27 protein-coding genes are annotated in these 24,379 nt (G+C 56.6%); 21 read left to right on the plus strand and 6 right to left on the minus strand.

Annotated elements, in window-relative coordinates:
• Positions 1–21 precede the first annotated feature (21 nt).
• The 4 genes from BAR1_RS01180 to BAR1_RS01195 all read left to right on the plus strand — a co-directional run bounded on the left by BAR1_RS01180 (position 22) and on the right by BAR1_RS01195 (position 4,549).
• Positions 22–1,200: an FIST N-terminal domain-containing protein gene (locus tag BAR1_RS01180; RefSeq protein WP_162891620.1), complete on the plus strand. Its 1,179-nt coding sequence runs from the start codon at positions 22–24 to the stop codon at positions 1,198–1,200.
• Positions 1,197–3,449 (plus strand): hybrid sensor histidine kinase/response regulator, encoded by a 2,253-nt coding sequence (locus BAR1_RS01185; RefSeq protein ID WP_118941329.1) that lies wholly within the window; start codon positions 1,197–1,199, stop codon positions 3,447–3,449. The genes BAR1_RS01180 and BAR1_RS01185 overlap by 4 nt, the downstream gene beginning before the upstream one ends.
• An 82-nt stretch (positions 3,450–3,531) precedes the next feature.
• Positions 3,532–4,203 carry a hypothetical protein gene (locus tag BAR1_RS01190; RefSeq protein ID WP_118941330.1) on the plus strand — a complete coding sequence of 224 codons (672 nt, stop codon included), beginning with the start codon at positions 3,532–3,534 and terminating at the stop codon, positions 4,201–4,203.
• Between the two features lie 4 nt (positions 4,204–4,207).
• Positions 4,208–4,549 (plus strand): hypothetical protein, encoded by a 342-nt coding sequence (locus tag BAR1_RS01195; protein ID WP_118941331.1) that lies wholly within the window; start codon positions 4,208–4,210, stop codon positions 4,547–4,549.
• 1 nt (position 4,550) lies between these two features.
• Here BAR1_RS01195 and BAR1_RS01200 read toward each other — a convergent pair whose 3' ends face one another.
• Positions 4,551–5,390, minus strand: a complete 840-nt coding sequence (locus BAR1_RS01200) for a quinoprotein dehydrogenase-associated SoxYZ-like carrier (protein WP_118941332.1) — start codon at positions 5,388–5,390, stop codon at positions 4,551–4,553.
• Between the two features lie 206 nt (positions 5,391–5,596).
• Between BAR1_RS01200 and BAR1_RS01205 the strand changes: the two genes are divergently transcribed.
• Positions 5,597–6,643, plus strand: coding sequence for a quinoprotein relay system zinc metallohydrolase 2 (locus BAR1_RS01205; protein WP_162891621.1), 1,047 nt, complete (start codon positions 5,597–5,599; stop codon positions 6,641–6,643).
• A 1-nt stretch (position 6,644) separates the two neighbouring features.
• Here BAR1_RS01205 and BAR1_RS01210 read toward each other — a convergent pair whose 3' ends face one another.
• Positions 6,645–7,256: a hypothetical protein gene (locus BAR1_RS01210; protein WP_118941334.1), complete on the minus strand. Its 612-nt coding sequence runs from the start codon at positions 7,254–7,256 to the stop codon at positions 6,645–6,647.
• A gap of 165 nt (positions 7,257–7,421) precedes the next feature.
• Here BAR1_RS01210 and pqqA point away from each other — a divergent pair, with 165 nt between their 5' ends.
• The 11 genes from pqqA to BAR1_RS01265 all read left to right on the plus strand — a co-directional run bounded on the left by pqqA (position 7,422) and on the right by BAR1_RS01265 (position 16,982).
• On the plus strand, positions 7,422–7,529 hold the full coding sequence (gene pqqA, locus BAR1_RS01215; protein WP_118941335.1) for a pyrroloquinoline quinone precursor peptide PqqA: 108 nt from the start codon (positions 7,422–7,424) through the stop codon (positions 7,527–7,529).
• Positions 7,530–7,570: 41 nt separating this feature from the next.
• Complete coding sequence (pqqB, locus tag BAR1_RS01220; protein WP_118941336.1) at positions 7,571–8,461, plus strand: pyrroloquinoline quinone biosynthesis protein PqqB; 891 nt, start codon at positions 7,571–7,573, stop codon at positions 8,459–8,461.
• Entirely contained in the window at positions 8,458–9,201 is a 744-nt protein-coding gene (gene pqqC, locus BAR1_RS01225) for a pyrroloquinoline-quinone synthase PqqC (RefSeq protein WP_118941337.1), read from the plus strand. Before pqqB ends, pqqC begins: the two co-directional genes overlap by 4 nt.
• Positions 9,198–9,485 (plus strand): pyrroloquinoline quinone biosynthesis peptide chaperone PqqD, encoded by a 288-nt coding sequence (pqqD, locus tag BAR1_RS01230; protein ID WP_118941338.1) that lies wholly within the window; start codon positions 9,198–9,200, stop codon positions 9,483–9,485. The genes pqqC and pqqD overlap by 4 nt, the downstream gene beginning before the upstream one ends.
• Positions 9,482–10,609 (plus strand): pyrroloquinoline quinone biosynthesis protein PqqE, encoded by a 1,128-nt coding sequence (pqqE, locus tag BAR1_RS01235; protein ID WP_118941339.1) that lies wholly within the window; start codon positions 9,482–9,484, stop codon positions 10,607–10,609. Before pqqD ends, pqqE begins: the two co-directional genes overlap by 4 nt.
• Positions 10,610–10,742: 133 nt before the next feature.
• Positions 10,743–11,855: an S-(hydroxymethyl)glutathione dehydrogenase/class III alcohol dehydrogenase gene (locus tag BAR1_RS01240; protein WP_118941340.1), complete on the plus strand. Its 1,113-nt coding sequence runs from the start codon at positions 10,743–10,745 to the stop codon at positions 11,853–11,855.
• A 214-nt stretch (positions 11,856–12,069) separates the two neighbouring features.
• Complete coding sequence (fghA, locus tag BAR1_RS01245; RefSeq protein WP_118941341.1) at positions 12,070–12,894, plus strand: S-formylglutathione hydrolase; 825 nt, start codon at positions 12,070–12,072, stop codon at positions 12,892–12,894.
• A 281-nt stretch (positions 12,895–13,175) separates the two neighbouring features.
• The gene (xoxF5, locus tag BAR1_RS01250) at positions 13,176–14,975 is read left to right on the plus strand and encodes a lanthanide-dependent methanol dehydrogenase XoxF5 (RefSeq protein ID WP_118944294.1); all 1,800 of its coding nucleotides are present in this window, start codon (positions 13,176–13,178) and stop codon (positions 14,973–14,975) included.
• Between the two features lie 90 nt (positions 14,976–15,065).
• Positions 15,066–15,593, plus strand: coding sequence for a c-type cytochrome, methanol metabolism-related (locus BAR1_RS01255; protein WP_118941342.1), 528 nt, complete (start codon positions 15,066–15,068; stop codon positions 15,591–15,593).
• The gene (locus tag BAR1_RS01260; protein WP_228408651.1) at positions 15,586–16,419 is read left to right on the plus strand and encodes a substrate-binding domain-containing protein; all 834 of its coding nucleotides are present in this window, start codon (positions 15,586–15,588) and stop codon (positions 16,417–16,419) included. Before BAR1_RS01255 ends, BAR1_RS01260 begins: the two co-directional genes overlap by 8 nt.
• Positions 16,416–16,982, plus strand: coding sequence for a PQQ-dependent catabolism-associated CXXCW motif protein (locus BAR1_RS01265; protein ID WP_228408653.1), 567 nt, complete (start codon positions 16,416–16,418; stop codon positions 16,980–16,982). The genes BAR1_RS01260 and BAR1_RS01265 overlap by 4 nt, the downstream gene beginning before the upstream one ends.
• Before the next feature lies 1 nt (position 16,983).
• Here BAR1_RS01265 and BAR1_RS01270 read toward each other — a convergent pair whose 3' ends face one another.
• The 4 genes from BAR1_RS01270 to BAR1_RS01285 all read right to left on the minus strand — a co-directional run bounded on the left by BAR1_RS01270 (position 16,984) and on the right by BAR1_RS01285 (position 19,950).
• Complete coding sequence (locus BAR1_RS01270) at positions 16,984–17,829, minus strand: quinoprotein dehydrogenase-associated SoxYZ-like carrier (RefSeq protein ID WP_118941344.1); 846 nt, start codon at positions 17,827–17,829, stop codon at positions 16,984–16,986.
• Between the two features lie 79 nt (positions 17,830–17,908).
• Positions 17,909–18,787, minus strand: coding sequence for a beta-propeller fold lactonase family protein (locus BAR1_RS01275; RefSeq protein ID WP_118941345.1), 879 nt, complete (start codon positions 18,785–18,787; stop codon positions 17,909–17,911).
• A 62-nt stretch (positions 18,788–18,849) separates the two neighbouring features.
• Positions 18,850–19,392, minus strand: coding sequence for an SRPBCC family protein (locus tag BAR1_RS01280; protein WP_118941346.1), 543 nt, complete (start codon positions 19,390–19,392; stop codon positions 18,850–18,852).
• A gap of 21 nt (positions 19,393–19,413) precedes the next feature.
• Positions 19,414–19,950, minus strand: coding sequence for a DUF3280 domain-containing protein (locus BAR1_RS01285; RefSeq protein WP_118941347.1), 537 nt, complete (start codon positions 19,948–19,950; stop codon positions 19,414–19,416).
• 215 nt (positions 19,951–20,165) lie between these two features.
• Between BAR1_RS01285 and BAR1_RS01290 the strand changes: the two genes are divergently transcribed.
• From BAR1_RS01290 to BAR1_RS01310, 5 genes are read left to right on the plus strand one after another with little or no spacing between them, the layout of a single operon-like run.
• Positions 20,166–21,305: an ABC transporter substrate-binding protein gene (locus tag BAR1_RS01290; protein WP_228408821.1), complete on the plus strand. Its 1,140-nt coding sequence runs from the start codon at positions 20,166–20,168 to the stop codon at positions 21,303–21,305.
• Between the two features lie 17 nt (positions 21,306–21,322).
• Entirely contained in the window at positions 21,323–22,294 is a 972-nt protein-coding gene (locus tag BAR1_RS01295; protein WP_118941348.1) for a YVTN family beta-propeller repeat protein, read from the plus strand.
• Positions 22,295–22,309: 15 nt separating this feature from the next.
• The gene (locus BAR1_RS01300) at positions 22,310–22,744 is read left to right on the plus strand and encodes a hypothetical protein (RefSeq protein ID WP_118941349.1); all 435 of its coding nucleotides are present in this window, start codon (positions 22,310–22,312) and stop codon (positions 22,742–22,744) included.
• Positions 22,741–23,484 (plus strand): ABC transporter ATP-binding protein, encoded by a 744-nt coding sequence (locus tag BAR1_RS01305; protein WP_407681529.1) that lies wholly within the window; start codon positions 22,741–22,743, stop codon positions 23,482–23,484. Before BAR1_RS01300 ends, BAR1_RS01305 begins: the two co-directional genes overlap by 4 nt.
• The gene (locus tag BAR1_RS01310) at positions 23,481–24,296 is read left to right on the plus strand and encodes an ABC transporter permease (RefSeq protein ID WP_118941351.1); all 816 of its coding nucleotides are present in this window, start codon (positions 23,481–23,483) and stop codon (positions 24,294–24,296) included. Before BAR1_RS01305 ends, BAR1_RS01310 begins: the two co-directional genes overlap by 4 nt.
• The last annotated feature ends 83 nt before the right edge of the window (positions 24,297–24,379 follow it).

Raw genomic sequence — 24,379 nt, forward strand, 5'->3', positions numbered from 1 at the left:
ATCTTTAACCTAGGGGGGCGTTTGGAAGGTTCTGTTCGACGAAACAAGGCGCGCGACCTAGCCGGTGATGCAATCAGATTTGGTGCCAGTTCGATACCCGACCCGATGCGGGCAATCGAGGAACTCCAGAGTCTGATATGGCAACCGGACATCGCATTTGTGATCTTTTACACCTCGCCCGAGTATGACCAGACCAAGCTGGCACAAGCCTTTTCCTGCGCATTCCCGGATACAGCCATCGTGGGCTGCACAACGGCTGGCGAGTTGACGCCAAGCGGTTATGCCGAAGGTTCGATCACGGCTGTTTCCTTTTCGGCAAAACACTTCAGGATGCAAAGCCGGTTGATTGCAAATGTGTTGGGGAACGGTGTTTCCAAATGCTCGGAAATCGCGACCACGCTTGTTGATGATACCCCGTGCCCTGTCGGGTGGAACACGCTTGCATTGCTGATTGCCGACGGCATGTCCCTGCAAGAAGATGTGCTGGTTGCGGCCCTTGATGCCGGGTTGGCCCCGATACCGTTGTTCGGGGGATCCGCGGGTGATGGCATGTGTTTCAAGGAAACATTTGTATATCGGGACGGGGCATTCAGCACTGATGCGGCGTTATTGATGCTGATTCACACGGATTATCAGTTCAGGGAAATCAGCTTTGACCATTTTGTTCCCACTGCCGAACAGATGGTGGTCACTAAAGCAATCCCAACTGAGAGGATTGTCATCGAGATTAACGGTGAAAAGGCGGCCGAGGAATACGCCCGTATCATAGGTGCGCCGAAAGAAAAACTTGGCCCGTTTCTGTTTGCCGCACATCCCACATTGGTCAAGGCCGGTGGGCGTTATCATGTTCGGGCGATACAGTCGGTTGTGGATGAAAGCAGTCTGAAATTCCTGTCTGCCATCGACATTGGCATTGTTATGACCATTGGCGAGGCCCTTGATATCGTTGGCGAGATGGAAAAAGAATTCGATAATCTCGAGCAAGAAATGGGCAAGCCGGCGCTGATACTCGGCTTTGATTGCATCCTGCGAAAAATCGAAATCGTTACAAGCGGCAAGAAGGATGAAATCTCGCGGTTGCTGGCAAAAAACAATGTCATCGGTTTTAGCACCTATGGCGAACAGCATAACGGGATGCATGTGAACCAGACCTTTGTCGGGGTCGCCTTTTTCCCGCCCGGTTCAGGGGAAAGCGCATGATTAACCCGGATGATCCCCCCGATATTCAGGTCGAGAAGCTGCAAAAAGTTGTAAAGGCTTTGATGTGGCGTGTTGAGCAAAACAACGAAAAGGGTGGCACGCCCTATACGATGTTTCAGACTGCAATCAGCCTGGAATCCGAAGTGCAGGCCCGCACGGTTGCCCTGCAAGAGACACTTGAACAGCTGGAGCAGACACACGGGGATCTGGCGACCGCCCTGCAAGAGGCCGAGCGGTCGCGCCAAATTCTGCTGGACGCCCTGGAGGTTATGAACGAAGGATTTGCCCTGTTTGCGGATGACCGGTTGGTGATCTGCAATGACCGTTTCAAGAACCTTTTGCCGGATGTGTCCGACCAAATTATGGATGAAATGACATTTAGGGATTACGCTCGGATCGTTTCCAAAAGTGTTTTTCTGCACCGCGCCGAAGACCAGAGCAGCGAAGACTGGTTGCGGTTTCGTCTGGCCCAGCACGGGCGCCAGCAGGCGACCTTTATTCTAAGGCTGCCCGATGATCAGTGGATTCAGGTTTCTGATCGCAAAATGCCAAAGAACCGGGTCGCGATCCTGCACACCGACATCACCAAAATGGTCCACGAACAGCGCAGTCAGGGCAAAAAGGTTCTGGATGAACAGGCCCGCCTTGCCCGCGCAACGATTGACCACATGAGCCAGGGCGTTTGCACATTTGACGCCAAACACCTGTTGGTGGCCAGCAACAGCGGCTTTGGCGATTTGCTGTCGTTACCGTTCCACATGAGCCAAAACGGAACCCCCCTAAAGACAATTCTTGATTATCTTGAAAAGAACAAGATCATGAATAACCATTTGCTAAGGCAGGAGTTTTTGCCCTGGATGGGGGACAAGATCACCGATCGGAAATTGCAGCTGGAATTGCACCGTTTTGACGGATCAATCATTGATGCAAGTTTTCGCAAACTGCCGGATGGCGGGTTTGTGGTCAGCTTCACCGACGTGACAACCGAACGCCGCGCCACAGAAGCCCTGTCCGAGGCCAAGGATACCCTGGAGCAAAACGTCAGGGAACGCACATCCGAACTGATGGAGGCCAACAAAGAGCTTTTGCGAAAAACGCATGTGCAAAAGCAAACCGAACAAGAATTGCGCGAAGCCAAGGAAGACGCCGAAGCTGCAAATCTGTCCAAAACCCGTTTTCTGGCGGCGGCCAGCCATGATTTGTTGCAGCCCCTAAATGCTGCCAAACTGTTTTTGGCCAGTCTGACACAAACGGCCCTTGATGATGCACAAATCGACATTGCAGATCGCCTGTGCCAGTCCTTCAACTCGGTGGAATCCATTCTGGATGCGCTTCTTGATCTGTCGCGACTGGATGCCAAGGGCGCCGAATTTACCATTACCCGTTTTCCGATCAGCGCAGTACTGGAGCCGTTACAGGCCGAATACGAGCAAATCGCGGCCGAGAAAGGTCTGGAACTGCATGTTGTTCCCTCCGCTATTACGGTGGTCAGTGACCAAAGGTATTTGCACCGAATTATCCAGAACCTTTTGTCCAATGCGGTGAAATACACCACCACCGGCAAGGTGCTGCTTGGGTGTCGCAGGCGTGGTAATCATGTGGAAATTCAGGTTATCGACACCGGTATCGGCATTGCCCAAAAGGATCACAACAGGGTTTTCGAGGAATTCCAGCGGCTGGCCAATGATGGCGCGGATCAGGGTATGGGACTTGGGTTGTCATTTGTGGAAAGGGCTTGCCGGCAGTTGAACCATGAATTGCTACTGGACTCAAAACCCGGTCAGGGGTCTTTGTTTTCGGTCAAGGTGGAATGCTCGCAACAGGCCGTGGCGCAGGCCACTTCGTACAAGGGCGAACCGGAGGTTGTTGACGGGATGGAAGCAAACGTTCTGGCCGTGCTGGTCGAGAATGATCTGAATGTCCTGCATGCCATGACGGGCACGCTGGAGCGCTGGGGTATTAGCGTTATTCCGGCAAAATCCACGCAGGAATTGTTGTTTCTGGTTGATGAACTGGGGGTGCCGCCGGATATCATCATCGCGGATTACCATCTTGATGGTAAAGACACCGGCTTAACCGCTATCAGAAGCCTGCGGCAGTCCGTTGGGCAAAACATTCCCAGCATACTGGTTACGGCTGACCGCAGCAAAAAACTGAAACAGAACGCCCGCAAGATGGGAACCGAGATATTGACCAAACCTGTCGAATTGCAGGCGCTTCGGTCGCTTGTGCGCTGGGGGATCCAGTAAGGGGCAGGGTAGACCTTTTGCCGATACCGCCAGACAGATCATTGCGCTAGACGATAGGGAATATGTTGTTGAAAGGGTCCACATGATTGTTCGCTATCCATTTCTGGCGCTTGTCTTTTCCCTGGTATTTGTGCTGCCAATTCAGGGGCGGGCAGACAGTGCCACGGATCTGGTATTTTCAACCGGCGTTCTGGACAACATCCCGCAACAAAAAACCGTCACCTATGATCATATCCGCCTTGGCCCCGAGGACAGCGGGCTGAACCTGATCGAAAACGGGGCGGTTTCGCTGAGCGTTGCGGAGGGCGAAAACGGCGGGAACGAGGCCATTCTGGAAATGCGCGACAATGGCACCCTGCGCAACCGGACGCCTTTTCCGGCGGATGCGGGCAACCCGCTGGTGATGGCGTTTCTGGAATCTTCCTTGCGTTCGATGGCGCAGATCACCGGCGGTAGCCCGTTCTACCTGCGCAACCGGATCAAGGAATCGCTTCGTTCAGGCGGGCAGGTGACGCCAACATCGTTCACCATCGACGACAAATCCATGCCCGCCACAAGCATCACTTTTCAACCGTTCCAGCATGACAAAAACGCAGCCAGAATGGGGGATTTTGCCAACCTAACGCTGACGTTTGTCGTATCTGATGATGTGCCGGGGGGCTTTGTGCTGTTTTCGGCGGCAACACCGATGGTTGACGGCAATAGCCTCTATCGGGAAACCATCCGGTATTCTTCACTTGCGGATCGGGAATAACCAGATGCGGTATGCGATCTGGATATGGGTGATGCTGGCCGGGGCCGCGCAGGCGGACAGTTTACTATTGCTGAACGATTACCCGACCGAGGCCCGCGCCGACTATGTGTTCGCCTGCATGGCGGTGAATGGCGAAACCCGCGATGTTTTGCGGCGCTGTTCCTGTTCCATCGACGTGATTGCCTCGATCCTGCCCTATGATGATTATGTCAGCGCCGAAACCGTGTTGCGGATGCTGCAAACCAGCGGCGAGAAAACCACACTGTTTCGCAGCACCGAAATATCAAAAGGTGCCGTTCGGGATTTACGCCGCGCACAGGCCGAAGCCGAAATGCGCTGTTTCTAGCTCACATCGCGATCTTGTCTTTCGGGAATGTCTGCTCGAACACTTCGCCTTCGGTGTCCTCGGCATAAATACGCAGGGTGTCCGAGCCGTTATCGGTATAGGTAAAGCGGAACGAGGGATCCTCGCTGATTGAAATGCCAGCCTCCATTTTGAACAACAGATCATCGCCCTGATACACCTTAAGCACATCAATGAAGCGCGCCAACACGAACAGATGGGTGATCTGGTCGCGCGACAGGCCGGAATAGTTCGGGTGTTTGATCATGATCTGCGCCACACGGCGCTGACCGGTCTGATCCGCGCTGGATTGTGCGGGTTGGTCCAAATCGTCAAACTGGCGGATTTTCATTTTCCCAAGCGAGGCAAGTGCTGCGGCGGCATCCTTGCTGGCGGGGGCGGAACAGCCGCCTGATGCCTTGACATACCGGCCCGTCATATAGGCGTCCCCGCCTTCGGTAATGCCGATGGCGCGCACATTGGAATAGGAATTGACCCGCACCCGCGTTTCAAAATCCAGCGCGCCCATGTTTTCGCCAAAGGTGAATTCGGCCACCAGGGGTGATGGGTTTTCGTCCACCACAAGGATCAGCTTTTCGATCCGCGCCTCTGATCCTTCGGACTGGGTGATATGCACCGGTACCGTGGCCGCGTCAAAGGCGCGAAACGGAGCGTCCAGCGTGAACAGATCATCACTCTGGATCAAGGGCATATCCTCAACCACGTCGTATTTCAGGTCGGTCCAGGTTTCGCCATTGACCAGCGGGTTTTTCACCGCCTCGCCTGCAATTGCGCCTGTGGACATCAGTGCGGCCAGGGCTGCGCCTATCAGCATGTTTTTCATCTGCGTCTCCTTGGTGGGTCGGAATTTCTGTCGCGTTCATGCAATGCAGGCACATATTGACGGGTCTGTAAATTGGACATTGGTCCGCTTTTCATGGGTATTCGCGGGGATTACCCCTGAAAAACGGTCACGATATGGTGAAACCGCGGATTTGCGGCGGCGCTTATACTTCGGGACAGCAGAAACGGGGCAAAAGGTGGTGCGCGATGATCGAGCTTGTTTTGACGGTATGTCTGGCCGGTGATCCGGCGGTTTGTGCAAAGCGTATGCTGCCGCGAACGGCTGTGGTCAGCCAGATGGAATGCGAAGCATCGGCAGGTGCGCGGATAGAGGCTTGGCAAATGCAACACCCCGATTTGAGGATTGCGAAACAGGCCTGCGAAACCCCTGATATTGCACCGCTGCCTGTGACCGAAATTGCCGATGGAATCTGGATGCACAAGGGCCTGCATGAAATTCCAACGCCGCAAAATGCCGGTGATCTGGCGAATATCGGCTTTGTGGTGGGGCAGCATGCGATTGCGGTGATTGATGCGGGCGGTTCGCGCGATGTGGCCGAACGGTTGTTGGCGGCGATTCGGCAGGTCAGCGATCTGCCGGTTGAATATCTGGTGCTGACCCATATGCACCCTGATCATATGATGGGGGCGTCACTGTTTATGGATATGGGCGCGCAAATATTAGGGCATGAAAACCTGCCCGCCGCATTGGCCAGCCGTGCCGAAACCTATCAGGCAAATTACGGCCGGTTGATCGGGTCGCAGCGGATGATCCTGTCAGATGCGGTGCCGGTAGAGGCCCTGACAACCGGTATTGCTGAAATCGATCTGGGCGGGCGTTTTTTGCACCTTGCCCAAACGCCAACCGCCCATACCGACAATGATCTGCGCCTGTTCGATGATCTAACAGCCACCCTCTGGGCCGGCGATCTGGTATTTGCCGAACACACGCCGGCGCTGGATGGCTCGATCACCGGGTGGTTGTCGGTATTGGACGACTTACGGGCATCCAAGGCTGACAGGGTGGTGCCGGGGCATGGGCCGGTCAGCCTGCCGTGGCCCGAAGGGATGAGGGATGTTTACGGCTACCTTGCGGCCATCGCACAGGAAACCCGCGCGGCAATCAAGCAGGGTGAAAGCCTGAGCGTGGCGATCACCCATGTTGGTGAAAGCCAGCGCGACAAATGGCTGTTGTTCGACGAATTCAACGCCCGCAACGCCACCGCCGCCTATACCGAGCTGGAGTGGGAATAGCTTAGGGCGCTAGGTGTGACTGGATCGCGCGGGCGATGGCAAATATCCTTTGTTCCAGTAATACCGGCGTTTCGCAGACATAGGTCAGCGACTGGGCGCGCTCACGGAAAATACGTTCCTCCCATACCAGATTGTCCTGCAACTCCTCTTGCCGGTCATAATCGGGCGGGGTTTTGGATTTCAGGGCCACAAGGGCCGTGCGCTTTTCCTCGATCCGTGCGGACAGACCGGTTTGTTTATGGGCATAACGGCTGATCCCCGCCATCACCGATTTTCGCTCGCTGGCGATATGGGCAAAGGTTTTGGCAAACAGGGCGGTCAGCATATCGTTGCGGTCCTTACCCAGATCTGCCGCGAAATCGGCAATCATCTGTTCGGCCTGATCCATCGGCACCCTGCGCAATGCCAACTGCGCCGCAAGGGTTGCGACCTTGGGTTCTTTCCCCATTGCTAGAATGGCATCTGTCACCTCGGGCCCCGCCCACATCTGCGCCACTGATATTTCCGGCACCTTGCGCTGGATGCAGGGCCAGTCCGGATCATCATATGTCGCAGCCATCGCAGCACCGGGCAGGATGTTGCAAAGGGTGAGTGCAAACAGGGGTTTGAACATGGATGTCCCTCTGACAAGCGGTTTCTAAGGCAATCACCCCGAGGGGTGCGTTGCGATATAACTAGCATTGCTGCACCACCCCTGCCTTACGACCAATGGGCAATATGGGTGATAGGGGACTGTCGCTAGACTGTGACGCACTGCTATTTGCCAATGGAGGACGACATGGCCTGGACTGCACCTGTACTGAAAGAAGTGAACTGCGGCATGGAGATCAATATGTATTCCCCATCCGAGGACGGGGATCGCGGAGGCGAACCCGACCTGTTTTGAGCATCATCTGATGCAAAGAATTCCTGCGGGCGGGCCATGACATGAAGTTTCTTGTTCTTGGTTCGGCTGCCGGTGGCGGGCTGCCCCAGTGGAACTGTGGCTGCCCCAATTGCCGTGCCGCACGGGCGGGTGAAATCCCTGCCGCCACTCAATCATCACTCGCGGTGTCGGGGGCGGACGGGCAATGGAGCATCCTGAATGCTTCGCCCGATATCCGCGTCCAGATGCAGGCCAGCGCGGCCCTGCATCCGCAAGGCTTGCGTGGTAGCCCATTGCGATCGGTTTTGCTGACCAATGGTGATATTGACCATATCACCGGCTTGCTAAGCCTGCGTGAACAAACTCCTTTTACGATATTCGCCACCCGCGAACTGTTGGACATTCTGGCGCAGAACTCCGTTTTTGGTGCGGTTTCGTCCGAACTGGTCAAACGGCAGATTGTGGCGCTCGAGGCCGGTTTTGAACTGCACGCCGGGCTGCAAGCCTGTCTGTTCGCGGTGCCGGGCAAAGTGCCGCTGTTTCTGGAAGGCAACAGCGTGCAGACCGATCTGGTGGGGGAACAAACCGTCGGCGTGCGCCTTAGCGACGGGCAAAAGGTGGCCTATTACATTCCCGGCTGTGCAGTGGTGGATGACGCGTTGCTGGGGCGTCTGGCGGATGCCGATTTGCTGTTCTTTGACGGCACCCTTTGGCGCGATGATGAAATGATCCGCAGCGGTACCGGCCAGAAAACCGGCCAGCGCATGGGGCATATGTCGATCAGCGGGCCGGAGGGCACAATCGCACGCCTTTCGGGTCTGATTCGCCCGCGCAAACTGTTCATCCACATCAACAACACCAATCCGGTGCTGGATCCGGCCAGCCCCGAGCGGGCCGAGGCCACCGCGGCGGGTTGGGAAATCACCCATGACGGGATGGAGGTAGACCTATGAACAAGACAATAAGCCGCCGTGACGCGCTTGAGGCCCGCCTGCGGGCCATCGGTGATGAACGCTATCACGATAAACACCCGTTTCACCATTTGCTGCATTCCGGTGGCTGCACGCAGGATCAAGTGCAGGCCTGGGTGATCAACCGCTATTATTACCAGTGCAGTATTCCGCTAAAGGATGCAGCCTTTATGTCGCGCTGCGAAGACCCCGACATGCGCCGCAACTGGCGTTCACGGATCGTGGATCACGATGGCGGCGTCGATGATGGCGGCGGTCTGCGGCGCTGGCTGAAACTGTCCGAGGCGGTGGGGCTGGACCCCGATTATGTGGCCTCGCGCAAAGGGGTTCTGCCCGCCACGCGGTTCGCTGTGGACGCCTATGTCCGTTATGTGCGGGACAAACCGCTGTTGCAGGCCGTGGCCTCGTCTCTGACCGAACTGTTTGCCCCGAAAATCCATGCCGAGCGCATCGAGGGGCTGTTAGCGCATTATGATTTTGCCGATGATCGCGCATTGTCCTATTTCCGCCATCGCTTGAAAGAGGCGCCAAAGGATGTGGCCTATGGGCTGGCCTGGGTGCTGGACCACGCGGACACGCCCGAGAAAGAGGACATGGCGGCCGAGGCGCTGATTTTCAAAACCGATCTGTTATGGGCACAACTGGACGCGCTGCATTCGGCCTATGTCGAGCCGGGGCGGATACCGCCGGGCGGCTGGCAACCGGGCGAGGGGGCGGCATGACGCTGGACTTGAACGCCGCCGATCGCCCGTATCTTCCACGCGGGGTACGGATGCACAAGGACCGCGTGCGCGGCGGGGTGGTTCTGTTGGCGCCGGAAAAGGCGATCCTGCTGGATGATATCGGGGTTGCGATCCTGTCGCGGGTCGATGGCGAGCGGCGGTTCGGGGAAATCATTGCCGATCTGGCCCAAACCTTCAAAGCACCGGCGGAACAGATCGAAACCGATGTGCAGCAGTTTTTAGGGGGGCTACGGGCGCGGATGTATCTGGGGGTTACACCATGAACAAACCATCACCGATCGAACAATCCGAACCGGCGCAAGCCACCGGCACAGTGCCGCCACCGCTGGCCATGCTGGCCGAACTGACCCACCGCTGCCCGCTGTCCTGCCCCTATTGTTCCAACCCATTGGCGCTGTCGGGCAAGGAGGGCGAGTTGGACACAAACGAATGGATCGATGTATTTCGGCAGGCTGCCGACATCGGGGTGTTGCAGCTGCATATCTCGGGCGGCGAGCCGGCCTCGCGCCGCGATCTGGTGGAACTGGTTGAAGGGGCGGTGCAGGCGGGGCTTTATACCAATCTGGTGACCTCGGGCATCGGTCTGACTCCGCGCCGGATGGACGAATTAGAACAGGTGGGGCTGGAACATATCCAACTGTCCCTGCAAGGCACCAACGCCGAATTGGCCGACCGGATCGGCGGTTACAAAGGCGGGTTTGACCGCAAGATGCAGGTGGCCGCCGAAATCGCCAAACGCGGCATCCCGCTGACCCTGAATGCGGTGATGCACCGGCATAATATGGACGATCTGGAACGCACGATTGAAATGGCGCTGGAACTGGGCGCGCGGCGGCTCGAGGTGGCTTGTGTGCAATTCCACGGCTGGGCCTTGAAGAACCGCGCGGCCTTGATGCCGACGCGACAGCAAACCGACAAGGTGAAACAGCAGGTGGCCGAGGCGCAGGCGCGTCTGCGCGGGGTGCTGGCCTTTGATTTCGTGCCGCCGGATTATTATGCGGATTTCCCCAAGGCCTGTATGGGCGGCTGGGGCAGTACGGGGTTGAACATCACGCCGGATGGCACGGTTCTGCCCTGTCATGTGGCCCAATCCATCCCGCATCTGGAGTTTGACAATATCCGTCAGACCCCTTTGCGCGATATCTGGTATGACAGCACTGCCTTCAACGCCTATCGCGGCACCGACTGGATGCCCGAGCCTTGCACCAGTTGCGAGCGCAAAGAGATTGATTTTGGCGGTTGCCGCTGTCAGGCGCTGTTGCTGGCGGGGGATGCGAATGCGGTTGATCCGGTTTGTTCGCTATCGCCTGATCACGGGCGGATCACCGATATTCTGGCGGCGGAAATGGCGGGGGAAGCGCCGGATTTCACCTATCGCAAACTATAGGATCAGGACTAAGGTCTAATCCAAACACATCGCCTTGCGGCGCTATACAGATTTCCGAAACCCACCCTGATAATTGTGGCCAAAGGGGCTGCATTTTGATTAGGGTGACATAATAGAAACGGGAGAATTAATCATGCGGACACGCGCAGCAGTGGCACTCGAGGCGGGCAAACCGCTGGAAGTGATGGAAGTGAACCTAGAAGGGCCAAAGGCCGGCGAGGTTCTGGTGGAAATCAAGGCAACCGGCCTGTGCCACACCGATGAATTCACCCGTTCAGGTGCCGATCCCGAAGGGCTGTTTCCGGCCATTCTGGGGCATGAAGGTGCTGGTGTGGTTCTGGAGGTCGGCGAAGGGGTGACAAGTGTTGCGCCCGGTGATCATGTGATCCCGCTTTATACCCCCGAGTGTCGCGAGTGTGAATATTGCCTGAACCCCAAAACCAACCTGTGCCAGTCGATCCGCTCGACCCAAGGGCAGGGCCTTATGCCCGACGGCACCAGTCGTTTTTCCATGCTGGATGGCACGCCGATCCTGCATTACATGGGCTGTTCGACCTTTGCCAACCACACGGTTCTGCCGGAAATCGCGCTGGCCAAAATCCGCAAGGATGCGCCGTTCGACAAGGTTTGCTATATCGGCTGCGGCGTTACCACCGGCATCGGTGCCGTGATCAACACCGCCAAGGTGGAAATCGGCAGCACGGGGATTGTGTTCGGTCTGGGCGGCATCGGGTTGAATGTCTTGCAAGGCTTGCGCTTGGCAGGGGCCGATCAAATCGTCGGGGTGGACCTGAACGATAGTAAATCACAGATGGGGCGGCATTTTGGCATGACCGATTTTGTCAATCCGTCTGATGTGAAAGGCGACCTTGTGGAGCATCTGGTCGAGCTGACCGGCGGCGGGGCGGATTATACGTTTGACGCCACCGGCAACGTCGGCGTGATGCGCACAGCACTTGAAGCCGCGCACAAGGGGTGGGGCGAAAGTATCATCATCGGGGTTGCCCCTGCTGGGGCCGAGATTTCGACACGTCCCTTCCAGCTGGTCACGGGCCGTTCGTGGCGCGGCACCGCTTTTGGCGGGGCACGAGGGCGCACGGATGTGCCGAAAATCGTGGACTGGTACATGGACGGCAAAATCGAGATTGACCCGATGATCACCCACACCATGCCGCTGGAAGATATCAACAAGGGATTTGACCTGATGCATTCGGGCGAGAGCATTCGCGGGGTTGTGATTTATTGAAACCGAGGCAATCCTCCACCCGTCATTTTGCAAAAATGACAGCGCCCGACCGCCCCATGGCGGGCGCTTGGCAAGGGTGCCGTTTGGCTATGGGTTTCAAGTTGCTTACAAGGTCTGCAAAGACGAAATTTCAGCACCATGCGCCCACCCGGTCGGGCGCTATCATTTTTGCGCATGACTGTGTTGCGCGAACGTTCAACAGTATAGGAATGTGATGAAAACCATCTCGGAAAACACCTGTTTCGGCGGAACGCAAGGCGTCTATAGCCACACGTCCACGGTCTGCAATTGCGACATGACCTTTGCCGTCTATCTGCCGCCGCAAGCCAAGTCCGGCCCCGTGCCGGTGCTGTGGTATCTGTCCGGCCTGACCTGCACCCATGAAAACGCGATGACCAAGGCGGCATTGCAGGAACATGCGGCACGGCGGGGGATGGCGGTGGTCTATCCCGATACCAGCCCACGCGGCGAGGGCGTGGCCGATGACGAGGATTATGCGCTGGGGCAAGGCGCGGGGTTCTATGTGAACGCAACGCAGGCCCCTTGGGCGGCGCATTTCCAGATGTATGATTATGTGTTGACAGAATTGCGGGAACTGGTGATGGCACAATTTCCGCTGGCCGACAGCCACGGCATCACCGGCCATTCAATGGGCGGACATGGCGCGTTGACGCTGGCCCTGAACAACCCCGATAAATTTGCCTCGGTTTCGGCCTTTGCGCCTATCGCCAATCCCACGGCGTCCGATTGGGGCAGGGTGCAACTGGCAGCCTATTTAGGCGAAGATGAAACAGCATGGCAGGCCCATGACGCGACGGTTCTGATCAATGCCAAAGGCTGGTCGCGCGATGTGTTGATTGATCAAGGCACATCCGACCAGTTTCTGGAATTGCTAAAGCCCGAGGCACTGTCAGCGGCCCTTGCATCGGCCCGTATCCCCGGCGTGTTCCGGATGCAGCCGGGATATGATCACAGCTATTACTTTGTCTCGACGTTCGCGGGTGATCATGTGGATTGGCACGCGGATCGGGCGGGGTAAACATTCGCCGTTCACAATTCGGACAGGTCGAAAAGGCAAGACAGGGCACGCGCCCTGTTTTGTTGTTTTTACAGCGAAAAATACATTCAAAATCTTGCAGAATTACGACTAAGGCCCAGTTGCCCAAAAGCGGTGTCTCCTTCTTAATAAGAGTCTGAATAGAAAAATCCGGCTGCTGAACGGGCGTATTCATACGTTCGCGGACATCAAGGAAACCGGGGTGTAATCCAGCATCAAACGACAGCAGCGGGAACCGGATCTGGATGAACAAGGAGGAAAGAATGAAACGATTTCTAACGGGCGCTGCGTTATTGCTGCTATCCAGCAGTCTGACAGCAAGCGCCAATGAATCAGTATTGGAGGCCACCGGAAACCCGGCACAATGGGCGATCCAGACTGGCGACTATGCCAATACGCGCTATTCGAAACTGGATCAGATCAATGCTGGCAATGTGGGCGACATGCAGGTGGCATGGACGTTCTCGACCGGCGTTCTGCGTGGGCATGAAGGCTCGCCTTTGGTGATCGGGGATGTGATGTATGTGCATTCGCCGTTCCCTAATATCGTCTTTGCGCTGGATCTGAATAATGATGGCAAGATCCTGTGGAAATACGAGCCCAAGCAGGACCCCAATGTCATTCCGGTGATGTGCTGTGATACAGTGAACCGTGGTCTGGCTTATGCCGATGGCAAAATCTTCCTGCATCAGGCGGACACTACCGTTGTGGCGCTGGATGCCAACAGCGGCGAAGTCGTCTGGTCGGTGGTCAATGGTGATCCCAGCAAGGGCGAAACCAACACAGCCACGGTGATGCCGGTGAAAGACAAGGTGATTGTCGGGATATCCGGCGGCGAATTCGGCGTGCGCGGCTCTGTGACCGCTTACAACATTGCTGATGGCTCGCTCGCTTGGCGCGCCTATTCAATGGGACCGGATAGCGATATTCTGGTGGATCCGGAAAAAACCACCCATTTGGGCAAGCCGATCGGCAAGGATTCCGGCCTGAACACATGGGAAGGAGATCAGTGGAAGATCGGCGGCGGCACCACATGGGGCTGGTATTCCTATGACCCGGAATTGAACCTGATCTATTACGGCTCGGGCAACCCGTCCACATGGAACCCGGGGCAACGTCCGGGGGATAACCGCTGGTCGATGACCATCATGGCGCGGGATGCTGATACCGGCATTGCCAAATGGTTCTACCAGATGACTCCGCATGATGAGTGGGATTATGACGGCATCAACGAAATGATCCTGACCGATCAGGAAATCGGCGGTGAAATGCGCAAGGTGCTGACCCACTTTGACCGTAACGGCTTTGGCTATACGCTGGACCGCGTCACAGGTGAATTGTTGGTGGCGGAACTGTTTGACCCGGCAGTCAACTGGACAACCGGCGTCGATATGGATCCGGCCTCGCCGACCTATGGCCGTCCGGCTGTGGTGCCTGCGATGTCTACCGAAACCAATGGCGAGGACGTGAACTCGGTCGGGATTTGTCCGGCGGCGCTGGGGTCAAAAGACCAGCAGCCAGCGGCCTATTCGCCCAAAACCGAGCTATTCTATGTGCCGACAAACCACGTCTGCATGGATTACGAGCCTTTCCATGTCGCCTATACCGCAGGTCAGCCCTATGTTGGCGCGACCCTGTCGATGTATCCGCCCGAAGGTGAAACCAATATGGGCAATTTCATCGCATGGGATGGTAAAACCGGAACGATCAAATGGTCCTTGCCTGAGCAGTTCTCGGTCTGGTCCGGTGCGCTGGCAACGGCAGGTGACGTGGTGTTCTACGGCACGCTCGAAGGATATCTGAAAGCTGTGGACGCCAACACGGGCGAAGAGCTGTACAAGTTCAAAACCCCGTCCGGCATCATCGGCAATGTGATGACTTTCGAGCATGGCGGCAAGCAATACGTCGCGGTTTATTCGGGTGTTGGTGGTTGGGCCGGGATTGGCCTTGCGGCCGGTCTGACCAACTCGACCGATGGTCTGGGGGCTGTGGGTGGCTATGCCGCACTCAGCGACTATACCGCCCTTGGTGGCACGCTCACGGTGTTCGGATTGCCAAACTAACCGGTGATCCAAGACTAATGGCCTAATGGACCGGCGCAGTATCTTGAGTGAAACTGCGCCGGTATCCGTTTCAAAAGGGGACCATGATAAATGCCGATAACGTCACACACAAAAGCTGCCATCGGAGCAATCGCCATTCTATACGGAACGCTATCAGGGGCGGCGGCACAGGACGCGGACAATATCACAGCCGTCCGCAACGAGGATGGACGCTATTACACCGCTGATGATGTGCCGACATTCAACGTGGCCGAAGATGGCACCGTGGACTGGCCCACCTACGAGGGGTTCCGGCGCTATCATTCGGAATGTCACGTTTGCCACGGGCCGGATGGCGAAGGGTCCAGTTATGCGCCGGCAATCAAGAACTCGGCTGTCGATATGGATTACTATGATTTTCTGGAAATCGTGGCCAGCGGCAAAATGGAATCCAAGGGGGGTACCGAATTTGTGATGCCCACCTTTGGCACCAACCGCAATGTTATGTGCTATCTTGATGACATCTACGTTTACCTGAAAGCGCGCGGCAGTGATGCCATCCCGCGGGGCCGGCCGCGTCAGAAAGAGCCAAAGTCGGATGCTATCAGGGCGGATCAGAAAGAGTGTCTGGATGGGTAGGAAACTGGTCAGGGTATTTGCGATTGTTGTTGCCTTTTGCGGGGCAATAACCGCGCACGCCCAAACCGCCGACCTTGTGTCAAAGACGGCCTTTCGCGTCTGCGCGGATCCGGCTAACAGTCCGTTTTCCAATAAGGAAGGGACGGGGTTTGAAAACAAGATCGCGGACCTGTTTGCCGACCAACTGGACCTGCCGCTGGAATATATGTGGTTTCCAATGGCCACGGGATTTGTGCGCAAAACCCTGAAAGAAAACCGCTGTGACGTGATTATCGGTTTTGCGCAGGGGCATGAACTGGTGTTGAACACCAACCATTATTACACATCGGCCTATGTCATTGTCACCCGTGCGGACAGTGATCTGGCATCGGTCGATACCCTTTCCGACCCGCGCCTGAAAGGACATGCTATCGGGGTGATCGCAGGCACACCACCCGCCAGCCATATGGCCCGCAACGGCCTGATGCCGCTGGCCAAACCCTATCAGTTGATGGTGGACCGGCGGTTCTATTCCCCGAACCAAGACATGCTGGATGATCTGCGTGGTGGTGTGATTGATGCCGCTTTCATATGGGGACCGATTGCCGGAAACCTGTTGCAAAAGGGGGATGGTGATCTGGTGATGACCCCGCTTTTGAAAGAAACACTGCCGCCCAAAATGGCCTACCGGATCACTATGGGAGTGCGGCAAGGCGAGTTGGTCTGGAAACGCAAACTGAATTCGATGATCCGCGAAAATCAGGTGGCGATTGACCGGATACTAACCGGCTATGGCGTGCCGTTGCTGGACAATATGGGGCAGAACCTCAAGGAGGTGACTCAATGATCCGCCAGATGTTCGGGGCATTTCTTGCCGTATCCCTGCTGACCTCGCCCGCCTATGCCCAAAGTGTCACGGTGGAGGAGCCGGATGATTACATGCAGGAACACTACCGCTCGTCGGTTCCCGCGACGCTGAAGGGTGGAACGGTGGTGGGGCCGGAACAAGCACATGAATTGTGGCAAAGCGGCATGGTGGCCTTTGTCGATGTGGTGCCGCGCCCGCCAAAGCCCGCGAACCTGCCTAAGGGCACGATCTGGCGCGAAAAGTCGCGCCATTCCATCCCCGGCGCGATCTGGCTGCCCAATGTCGGTTATGGAAAAATCGCCCCGCAAACAGACGCTTATTTCCGGCAGGGGCTGGAGAAGGTTACAGGTGGTGACAAGGCGCATCCGGTGCTGTTGTTCTGTCTGGCGGATTGCTGGATGTCATGGAACGCCGCCAAACGCGCGATCGAGGAATACGGCTATGAAACTGTCTACTGGTTCCCCGAAGGCACCGACGGCTGGACGTTCTATGACTACCCAACCGAGGTGCTAAAGCGCGAACCCGCGCCCGCGCAAAACTGATTTAGCCCTGTCCCAGCGAGAATAGCTGATGGAACGTCGCGCCATCGGTGTCTTGCATATCAATGCTCAGGGTGCCGGACCCTGCGGGCAGCACCACGGATAGCGCCGGATCCTCGCTGATTGAAATACTGCCGGTCATGGTGAACATCGGGCTTTCATCGGTGGTGAATTTTACCATCTCGATGAAACGGGCGGGCAGATAGAGCAGGGTGATCTGGTTCATTTGCAGGCCGGAATGGCTGGGATGACTAAACGATACCTGTGCTTTTACCGGCTGCGGTTCGGCCTTGGTGCCACTTGCCAGCGAAACCAGCCGTGTTTTGGCGTTCATAGTGTTTGCCGGTGCCAGGGCCAGCTTCATCTGGCCAAGGGTTTTCAGGGCAATGGCCGGATCGTTCACCGGCGGGGCGGCACAGGCCCCAAGGCCCGAGGTTTTGGTAAACCCTTCACTGACCAACAACTGCCCGTCGGTGGTTTCCACCACCAGATGGATGCCGCTGGGTCCGTTCAGGCGCATGGTCATGTCAAAGGTAAAATTGCCGGTCGGGCGCTGCATTTCGAACACTGCTGAAACCGGCATCGGGTTTTCGTCGATCACCAGATAGACCTTGTCGATCAATTGCCCGTCAGGCAGGGCAACACTGGCCCCCATCATCACCCGCCGGTCATCCGTTGCGCGGTAGGGGGTGCGCAGCGTGACGGTTTGGGCGCTGGCCATAGTAACGTCGCGGGCCTCGTCAAACATCAGCGGGCTGATGTCATCCCATGCCTCGCCTGCAATGCTGGCGGATGGTAAAACTGCAAGGGCAGCGGTGGCAATGATTGTCTTGAAAACCGATCTTAACATTTAATCCTCCCTGTTCACGCGTTAAGGCAATATACAATCGTGCCAATGGCCTGTCACCGTTCCTATGGTCGTAGATGGATCATTCGGCCAACAGGAACGCACCAAAGGCCCTAGGGCCGTCGCCAGTTTCATATTCCGACGTGACCCGCAGGGTTTGCACATCAATCACCGACAGGGTGTTGGAAAACCAGTTGGCAACATAAATCCTGCGGCCATCGGTCGAGGGGATGATCCCCTCGGGGTATTCGCCAACATCAATCGTGCCGACCGGTTGCAGTGTTTTCAGATCGAACACACTAACCGTATCGGCATACTGGTTGGTCACAAAGCCGTGCCCACCTGACAAGGCCACCGCATAGGGGCGCTCCTGGACTTCGAGTTGCCCAATCACACGGGCGTTTGCGATGTCGATCACGGTCACCGTATTGGTCGCTACATTGGCCGTATAGGCGCGGGTTCCCGTGGCGTCGATTGTCATGCCAAACGGCCTTTCGCCGACGGGTACGGTAGCAATACGTTCACCGCTATCTGTATCAATGATCGAAACCTGATCTGAATCACGATCCGCAGACAACACCCTGCTTCCGTCGGGCGTAACCGCAATCCCTGCGGGGGAGTTCCCGACCTTGATAATGCGCAAAACCTGACCCGTGTCAGGCGCCACTTCGAACACCCGCGCGTTATACCAGTCGGTGACATAGACGCGGCGGCCATCGGGGTGAACCGCCACCCCGAACGGGCCGCCTTCCAGTATGATCTTTTTGGTTACTGTCAGGGTATCGCGGGCAATCACGCTCAGGGTTTTGCTATCGGGGCTGACCACATAGATGTGTGCGCCCTTCGGCCCCACTGCAACAGCCGCCGGTTTGCCACCAACGGGGATGGTTTTCAGCGTCTTGCCATTGTCCAGATCAATCACACTGACATCATTGCCGGATTGATTGGTGACAAACGCCATATCCCCCGCAAATGCAGGGGATACAGCCAGCCAACCGATCAGGAGAGACGGGAGAAGGTGAATCAATTGGCTGCGCCGAACCGTTCGGTCAGGGCGTCCAGTCCGGCCTTGTAAACGCTGGTAACAGCGGCAATCGCGGCTTCGTCGTTCAGTTCCTCGGGCGGATCATTGTTCGGATAGCCCCGATAAAACGCCCCGCGCCATTCCACGATGGATCCACCGCCATCGCGTGGTTTGACTGTTAGATGCGAGGAATAGTTGGTGACGGGCAGAACCTTTACGTCGACTTTTTCAATGCGATAGGAATAGCTCATCTTCTCGGCGCTGTATTTGTATAGCAACTCGTCGATGGTCGGGCCGCCTTCCTTGCCCAGTGTCAGAACGCGGGTAGCGTTGATATCGTTGCCGCCGACACCTTCTGTGCTGAACACCACGGGATGCCAGCTCATATCCTGAAAGTTGCCGATCGCGGCCCAGACCTCTTCTGGGGGGGCGGCGACCTCGGCGGTCAGGGTGATTTTCTGGCGCGACGGGCCATGGGCCAAAGCCGGTAGGGATATCATCGGCAAAGCCATCAGTGCCCCGATTATTGCGCGTCTGTTCATACTGTTCTCCTTATCGACTAATTATGATGTCTCGCATCCGACAAGAGTGCTGTTGTCAAAGATAAACCGATATCCACGCTTCCAGGCCAAGTCTGTGTTACCTCGGATATCAACAGCAAGCCCTCTGACCTGATATTTGGTTTCGACATCTCGCATCTGGATGTTCACGGACTGGATCAGGTTGGAAACTTTGGTGGCTTCGCTGACCACCACATATTTTACGCCCAATTCGCGTCCGAATTTTATATCACACCCGTTGCATTGGGCCGGATTGAATATTTTGACCAATTTGTCGGCAATCGGGGCATTCGAGACCACAAAGAAACCGGCAGCCTGCAAGCGTTGAGTGATATATTCTTCACTGATACGGATTCTCTCAACTTCATCTTTGCGGATGCCATTATAAGCGCCTTCCGTGCTCATATCGTTGAAATGTATTCCTAAAAAGGCAACCTTGGTTCCGCATTCAATCTCGGAGCGTGGAAGCGTCGATCCCGCATGAGATGATAGGAATAACCCTAAAATTGCGAAAATGAAGGCAATTACAACGCCCTTCATCCTATTCCTCCCCGATATTGCCCAAATGACACCCGATGGTCCCCGCTGGCAATCAACGGGTCAATATCGACCATAGTCCAAAGGCAGGGGTCCTCATTGGGTCGTAGTCTGGCAGGGATATGAAAATACGGATGGCAATCAGCGGCAGGGCGAAAACTGTTTGGGCGATGTGGTGGATCCTTGTGGTCTGTCTGATCGGTGCTGCTCCTTTTGGCATGGCCTATGCGCAGGAAAAGCAAGTGATTTCGGCATTGGTGCTAAGGGTGGATACGCCCAAACCCAAACCGATCTCGCGGCTTGATCTGGTGCCGGATGATCTGGGCTTTGCCGGTGGCGCATTGGCGACCGAAGACAACCAGACCACGGGACGTTTCATGGGGCAGGAGTTTGCCACCGCCTATAATGCTGTGCCGCCCGAAGAGGCCGTGGCGGCGATGAACGCAGCAATAGACGAGGGTGCACAATACATCGTGGTGCTGGCCGATGCGCCGATGGTTCTGACGTTGGCGGATGCAGCCAAGGGCAGGGCGCTGGTGCTGAACGCGCTTGCGCCGGATGACGGATTGCGCAACGGGGATTGTCGCGCGAACCTGCTGCATATCGCCCCCAGCCGTGCGATGTTGACGGATGCTTTGGCACAATTCCTGATGTGGAAGAAATGGCGAAACTGGTTTCTGGTCGAAGGATCCCACCCCGAGGACAAAGCGCTGGCCGACGCCTATCGCCGTGCGGCGCATAAATTCGGGGCAGAAATTGTCGAGGAACGCGTGTTCGAAGACACGGGCGGGGCGCGGCGCACAGATTCCGGCCATGTTCAGGTACAAAAACAGATCCCCGTTTTCACACAGCGCGCGCCTAATTATGATGTGATGATTGCTGCAGACGAGGCAGACATATTCGCCGTTTATCTACCCTTTCAAACATGGGAGGCCCGCCCGGTTGCCGGTTCGGCAGGCCTGCGACCGGCCACATGGCACCCTGCCCAAGAGGCCTGGGGGGCAACCCAGTTCCAGCGCCGGTTTGAAAAACTGAACGGGCGTTATATGCGGCCCGAGGATTATCAGGTCTGGCTGGCCCTGCGGGTGTTAAGCGAAGCCGCGACCCGCACCAAATCCGATCAGTATGACGTGTTGGAAAAATACCTGCTGGGTAGCGATTTCGAAATTGCCGCCTTCAAGGGCGAGAAGCTGACGTTCCGCGCCTGGAACGGCCAGTTGCGCCAGCCGATCCTGTTGGTGGGGAACAGGGTTCTGGTCTCGGTGTCGCCGCAAGAGGGGTATCTGCATCAGGTCTCGCAACTGGACACCTTGGGAATTGATCAGCCGGAAAGCGGCTGTGATCTTGAGGGCCGATGATTGAAAAAGGAAACGCGATGAAACTGAATATTGCCTGCCTTGCCGCGCTATTTGGGTTGATTTCACCTTCGATAGCAGCGGCTTATACGGTTTACGTCACCAATGAAAAAGATAATACCGTCAGTGTGCTCGACAGTGAAACGCTTGAGGTGACAGACACCATCAATGTCGGCCAGCGCCCGCGCGGCATACTGGTCAGCAAGGATGGCAAGCAGCTGTATATCTGCGTTTCCGATGACGACACGGTCAAGGTGTTTGATACCGCCACGCTGAAACTGCTGCACACGCTGCCCAGCGGACCGGACCCGGAACAATTCATCCTGCACCCCTCGGGCAACCCGCTGTATATCGCCAACGAGGATGACAATCTGGTGACCGTGGTGGATGTAGAAACCCAGCTGGTATTGGCCGAAATTCCGGTCGGGGTCGAGCCTGAAGGGGTGGCGGTCAGCCCGGATGGTAAGGTGGTGATCAACACCTCGGAAACCACCAATATGGCGCATTTCATCGACACCGGCAGTTACGAAATTTTCGAAAATGTGCTGGTCGACCAACGCCCGCGGTATGCCCAGTTCACCGATGATGGCGCATTGCTGTTTGTCAGTGCCGAAATTGGTGGCACGGTGACAGTGATCGACGTGGCCAAACACGAAGTCATTCACAAAATCACCTTTGAAATCCCCGATCTGCCCGATGAAACCATTCAGCCCGTGGGGATCAAGGTCACGGCGGATGGCAGCACCATATTTGTGGCGCTTGGACCGGCCAACCGTGTGGCTGTGGTGGATGGCAAATCCTTCGAGGTGCTGGATTACCTGCTGGTCGGGCAACGCGTCTGGCAAATGGCGTTTACTCCGGATCAGAAATACCTGTTCACCACCAACGGCAATTCAAACGACATATCCGTGATAGATGTAGAGCGGCTGAAGGTGATCAAATCCATTCAGGTCGGGCAGCAGCCGTGGGGCGTGGCGGTTTCGCCAAACTAGGAAGGGAAAACCATCATGAAAACCATCATTGTCATAGCATTGTTACTGACCGCACCCGCGTTTGCGCGTGATCTGGGTTTGGGTCCGGCGGGCCTGTTGGCCGGTAGCAACAAAGAGGAACTGGAACCGATCACCCTGAGCGCCGGAAAACCACTGACCGACGCGCCCTATATGCTGACCTCGGGCACCTATTACGAGCTGACGATCATTGCCGACGGCACCACCGCGCAAAAACTGACGGGCGGGGATTTCTTTCGGGCGGTCTGGGTCGACAGTATTGAAACCGAAAGCGGTAGCATCATGCCGACGGGACTGAACGGAATCGCGATGGAAGATGAGGGCGAGATGACCATCGGTTTTATCGCCATCCTTCCGGGCCGCTATGTGCTGGAAATTCCGGGCGCGCGCGGGGATACGCAGCGGGCTATTTTCAACATTGTCGGCAAATAATGGACGCGGATGTGCCAGCGCTGCGGATTGCGGATGTCAGTCATTCCTTTGGCAGGCTAACGGCGCTGGATCATGTTTCGCTGACGGTTGGGGCGGGGCAGTTCACGGCGTTGCTGGGCGTCAATGGCGCGGGAAAAACCACGCTGTTTTCACTGGTCACGCGGTTATATGACAATATCACCGGCACGATCGAGGTGGCCGGAAATGATGTGCGCCGCCAACCCGGGCCAGCACTGGCGCGGTTGGGAATCGTGTTTCAGACTCGCTCGCTGGATCGCGATCTGACCGTGCGCCAGAACCTGTTTTATTACGCCGCCCTGCACGGCATGTCGCGCGGGGATACCCGTAAACACACCGCTGAAATGATTGAACGTGTCGGTCTGTCGGACAAGGTGGATGCGCGGGTATCTACCTTGTCGGGTGGTCAGTCGCGGCGCGCCGAAATCGCCCGCAGCCTGATGCACAAACCACGCCTATTGCTGCTGGACGAGGCAACAGTAGGGCTGGATGTGAAATCGCGGCTGGATGTGGCCGAACTGGTGCGCGGGCTGATCCGTGACGAAGGCGTAGCGGTGCTGTGGGCCACGCATTTGCTGGACGAGGTGCAGCCGCAAGATAACGTCGCCATCCTGCATCAGGGCAAAATCCTGACCGCAGGAACTGCCCGTGACATCGCTGGCAAAGCCACGCTGGAGCAAGCGTTCCTGTCGCTGACCGGCGTGGAGGAGGGGGCTTTATGAGCAACACCCCCCTTGGCTGGCGCGGCCGGATGCGCGCGCTCTATGGCATCATCTGGCGCGAGGCCCTGCGCTTTGCCAAACAACGCGAACGTTTTTTGTCTGCATTGGTGCGCCCGCTGGTCTGGCTGTTCATCTTTGCCGCCGGTTTTCGCTCGGTTCTGGGGCTGTCGATCACACCGCCTTATGAAACCTATGTGCTTTACGAGGTTTACGTTGCGCCGGGCCTCTGCGCGATGATCCAGTTGTTCAACGGCATGCAATCCTCGCTATCAATGGTCTATGACCGCGAAACCGGCGCGATGCGTATCTTTCTGGTTAGCCCCTATCCGCGCTGGTTCCTGCTATCGGCAAAACTGTTTGCAGGGGTGGTGGTGTCGATCTTGCAAGTCTATGCCTTCTTGCTGATCGCATGGTTCTGGGGGGTGGATCCGCCACCGCTGGGCTATCTGACAGTGCTGCCCGCGCTGGTGTTGTCAGGGCTGATGCTGGGGGCGATGGGGCTATTCCTGTCCTCGACCATCCGGCAGTTGGAAAATTTTGCCGGCGTGATGAATTTTGTGATCTTCCCGATGTTCTTTGCATCATCCGCCCTGTATCCGCTGTGGCGAATGAAGGAATCCAGCATTCTGCTCTATGATATCTGCCGCTATAACCCCTTCACATATGCCGTCGAATTGATACGTTTCGGGCTGTATGGCCAGATAAACTGGCTGGCTTTGGCTGTGGTTGCGGGGGCGACGTTGCTGTTTATGGGGGCTGCAATCTATGCTTATGACCCATCAAAGGGGATGCTGGGCCGCAAACGCAGTTAGATATGTCCTCACAGGAAAATTGTGGTTTTCGGGACGGCTAAATTGCCCCGATTACATAGAATTATCCCTTGTTCGGGCCGGTC

This window comes from Profundibacter amoris (genome assembly GCF_003544895.1).
Taxonomy (GTDB): Bacteria; Pseudomonadota; Alphaproteobacteria; order Rhodobacterales; family Rhodobacteraceae; genus Profundibacter; species Profundibacter amoris.

Coding starts and splice junctions, on each gene's coding strand:
- BAR1_RS01285 (WP_118941347.1), bottom strand. CDS start 19,950: ATGAAGGGCGTTGTAATTGCCTTCATTTTCGCAATTTTAGGGTTATTC.
- BAR1_RS01195 (WP_118941331.1), top strand. CDS start 4,208: ATGCGGTATGCGATCTGGATATGGGTGATGCTGGCCGGGGCCGCGCAG.
- BAR1_RS01210 (WP_118941334.1), bottom strand. CDS start 7,256: ATGTTCAAACCCCTGTTTGCACTCACCCTTTGCAACATCCTGCCCGGT.
- BAR1_RS01260 (WP_228408651.1), top strand. CDS start 15,586: ATGGGTAGGAAACTGGTCAGGGTATTTGCGATTGTTGTTGCCTTTTGC.
- pqqE (WP_118941339.1), top strand. CDS start 9,482: ATGAACAAACCATCACCGATCGAACAATCCGAACCGGCGCAAGCCACC.
- BAR1_RS01190 (WP_118941330.1), top strand. CDS start 3,532: ATGATTGTTCGCTATCCATTTCTGGCGCTTGTCTTTTCCCTGGTATTT.
- BAR1_RS01310 (WP_118941351.1), top strand. CDS start 23,481: ATGAGCAACACCCCCCTTGGCTGGCGCGGCCGGATGCGCGCGCTCTAT.
- xoxF5 (WP_118944294.1), top strand. CDS start 13,176: ATGAAACGATTTCTAACGGGCGCTGCGTTATTGCTGCTATCCAGCAGT.
- BAR1_RS01200 (WP_118941332.1), bottom strand. CDS start 5,390: ATGAAAAACATGCTGATAGGCGCAGCCCTGGCCGCACTGATGTCCACA.
- BAR1_RS01280 (WP_118941346.1), bottom strand. CDS start 19,392: ATGAACAGACGCGCAATAATCGGGGCACTGATGGCTTTGCCGATGATA.
- fghA (WP_118941341.1), top strand. CDS start 12,070: ATGAAAACCATCTCGGAAAACACCTGTTTCGGCGGAACGCAAGGCGTC.
- BAR1_RS01275 (WP_118941345.1), bottom strand. CDS start 18,787: ATGGCGTTTGTCACCAATCAATCCGGCAATGATGTCAGTGTGATTGAT.
- BAR1_RS01290 (WP_228408821.1), top strand. CDS start 20,166: ATGGCCTATGCGCAGGAAAAGCAAGTGATTTCGGCATTGGTGCTAAGG.
- BAR1_RS01205 (WP_162891621.1), top strand. CDS start 5,597: ATGATCGAGCTTGTTTTGACGGTATGTCTGGCCGGTGATCCGGCGGTT.
- BAR1_RS01255 (WP_118941342.1), top strand. CDS start 15,066: ATGCCGATAACGTCACACACAAAAGCTGCCATCGGAGCAATCGCCATT.
- pqqD (WP_118941338.1), top strand. CDS start 9,198: ATGACGCTGGACTTGAACGCCGCCGATCGCCCGTATCTTCCACGCGGG.
- BAR1_RS01185 (WP_118941329.1), top strand. CDS start 1,197: ATGATTAACCCGGATGATCCCCCCGATATTCAGGTCGAGAAGCTGCAA.
- BAR1_RS01300 (WP_118941349.1), top strand. CDS start 22,310: ATGAAAACCATCATTGTCATAGCATTGTTACTGACCGCACCCGCGTTT.
- pqqC (WP_118941337.1), top strand. CDS start 8,458: ATGAACAAGACAATAAGCCGCCGTGACGCGCTTGAGGCCCGCCTGCGG.
- BAR1_RS01240 (WP_118941340.1), top strand. CDS start 10,743: ATGCGGACACGCGCAGCAGTGGCACTCGAGGCGGGCAAACCGCTGGAA.
- BAR1_RS01295 (WP_118941348.1), top strand. CDS start 21,323: ATGAAACTGAATATTGCCTGCCTTGCCGCGCTATTTGGGTTGATTTCA.
- BAR1_RS01265 (WP_228408653.1), top strand. CDS start 16,416: ATGATCCGCCAGATGTTCGGGGCATTTCTTGCCGTATCCCTGCTGACC.
- BAR1_RS01270 (WP_118941344.1), bottom strand. CDS start 17,829: ATGTTAAGATCGGTTTTCAAGACAATCATTGCCACCGCTGCCCTTGCA.
- pqqB (WP_118941336.1), top strand. CDS start 7,571: ATGAAGTTTCTTGTTCTTGGTTCGGCTGCCGGTGGCGGGCTGCCCCAG.
- pqqA (WP_118941335.1), top strand. CDS start 7,422: ATGGCCTGGACTGCACCTGTACTGAAAGAAGTGAACTGCGGCATGGAG.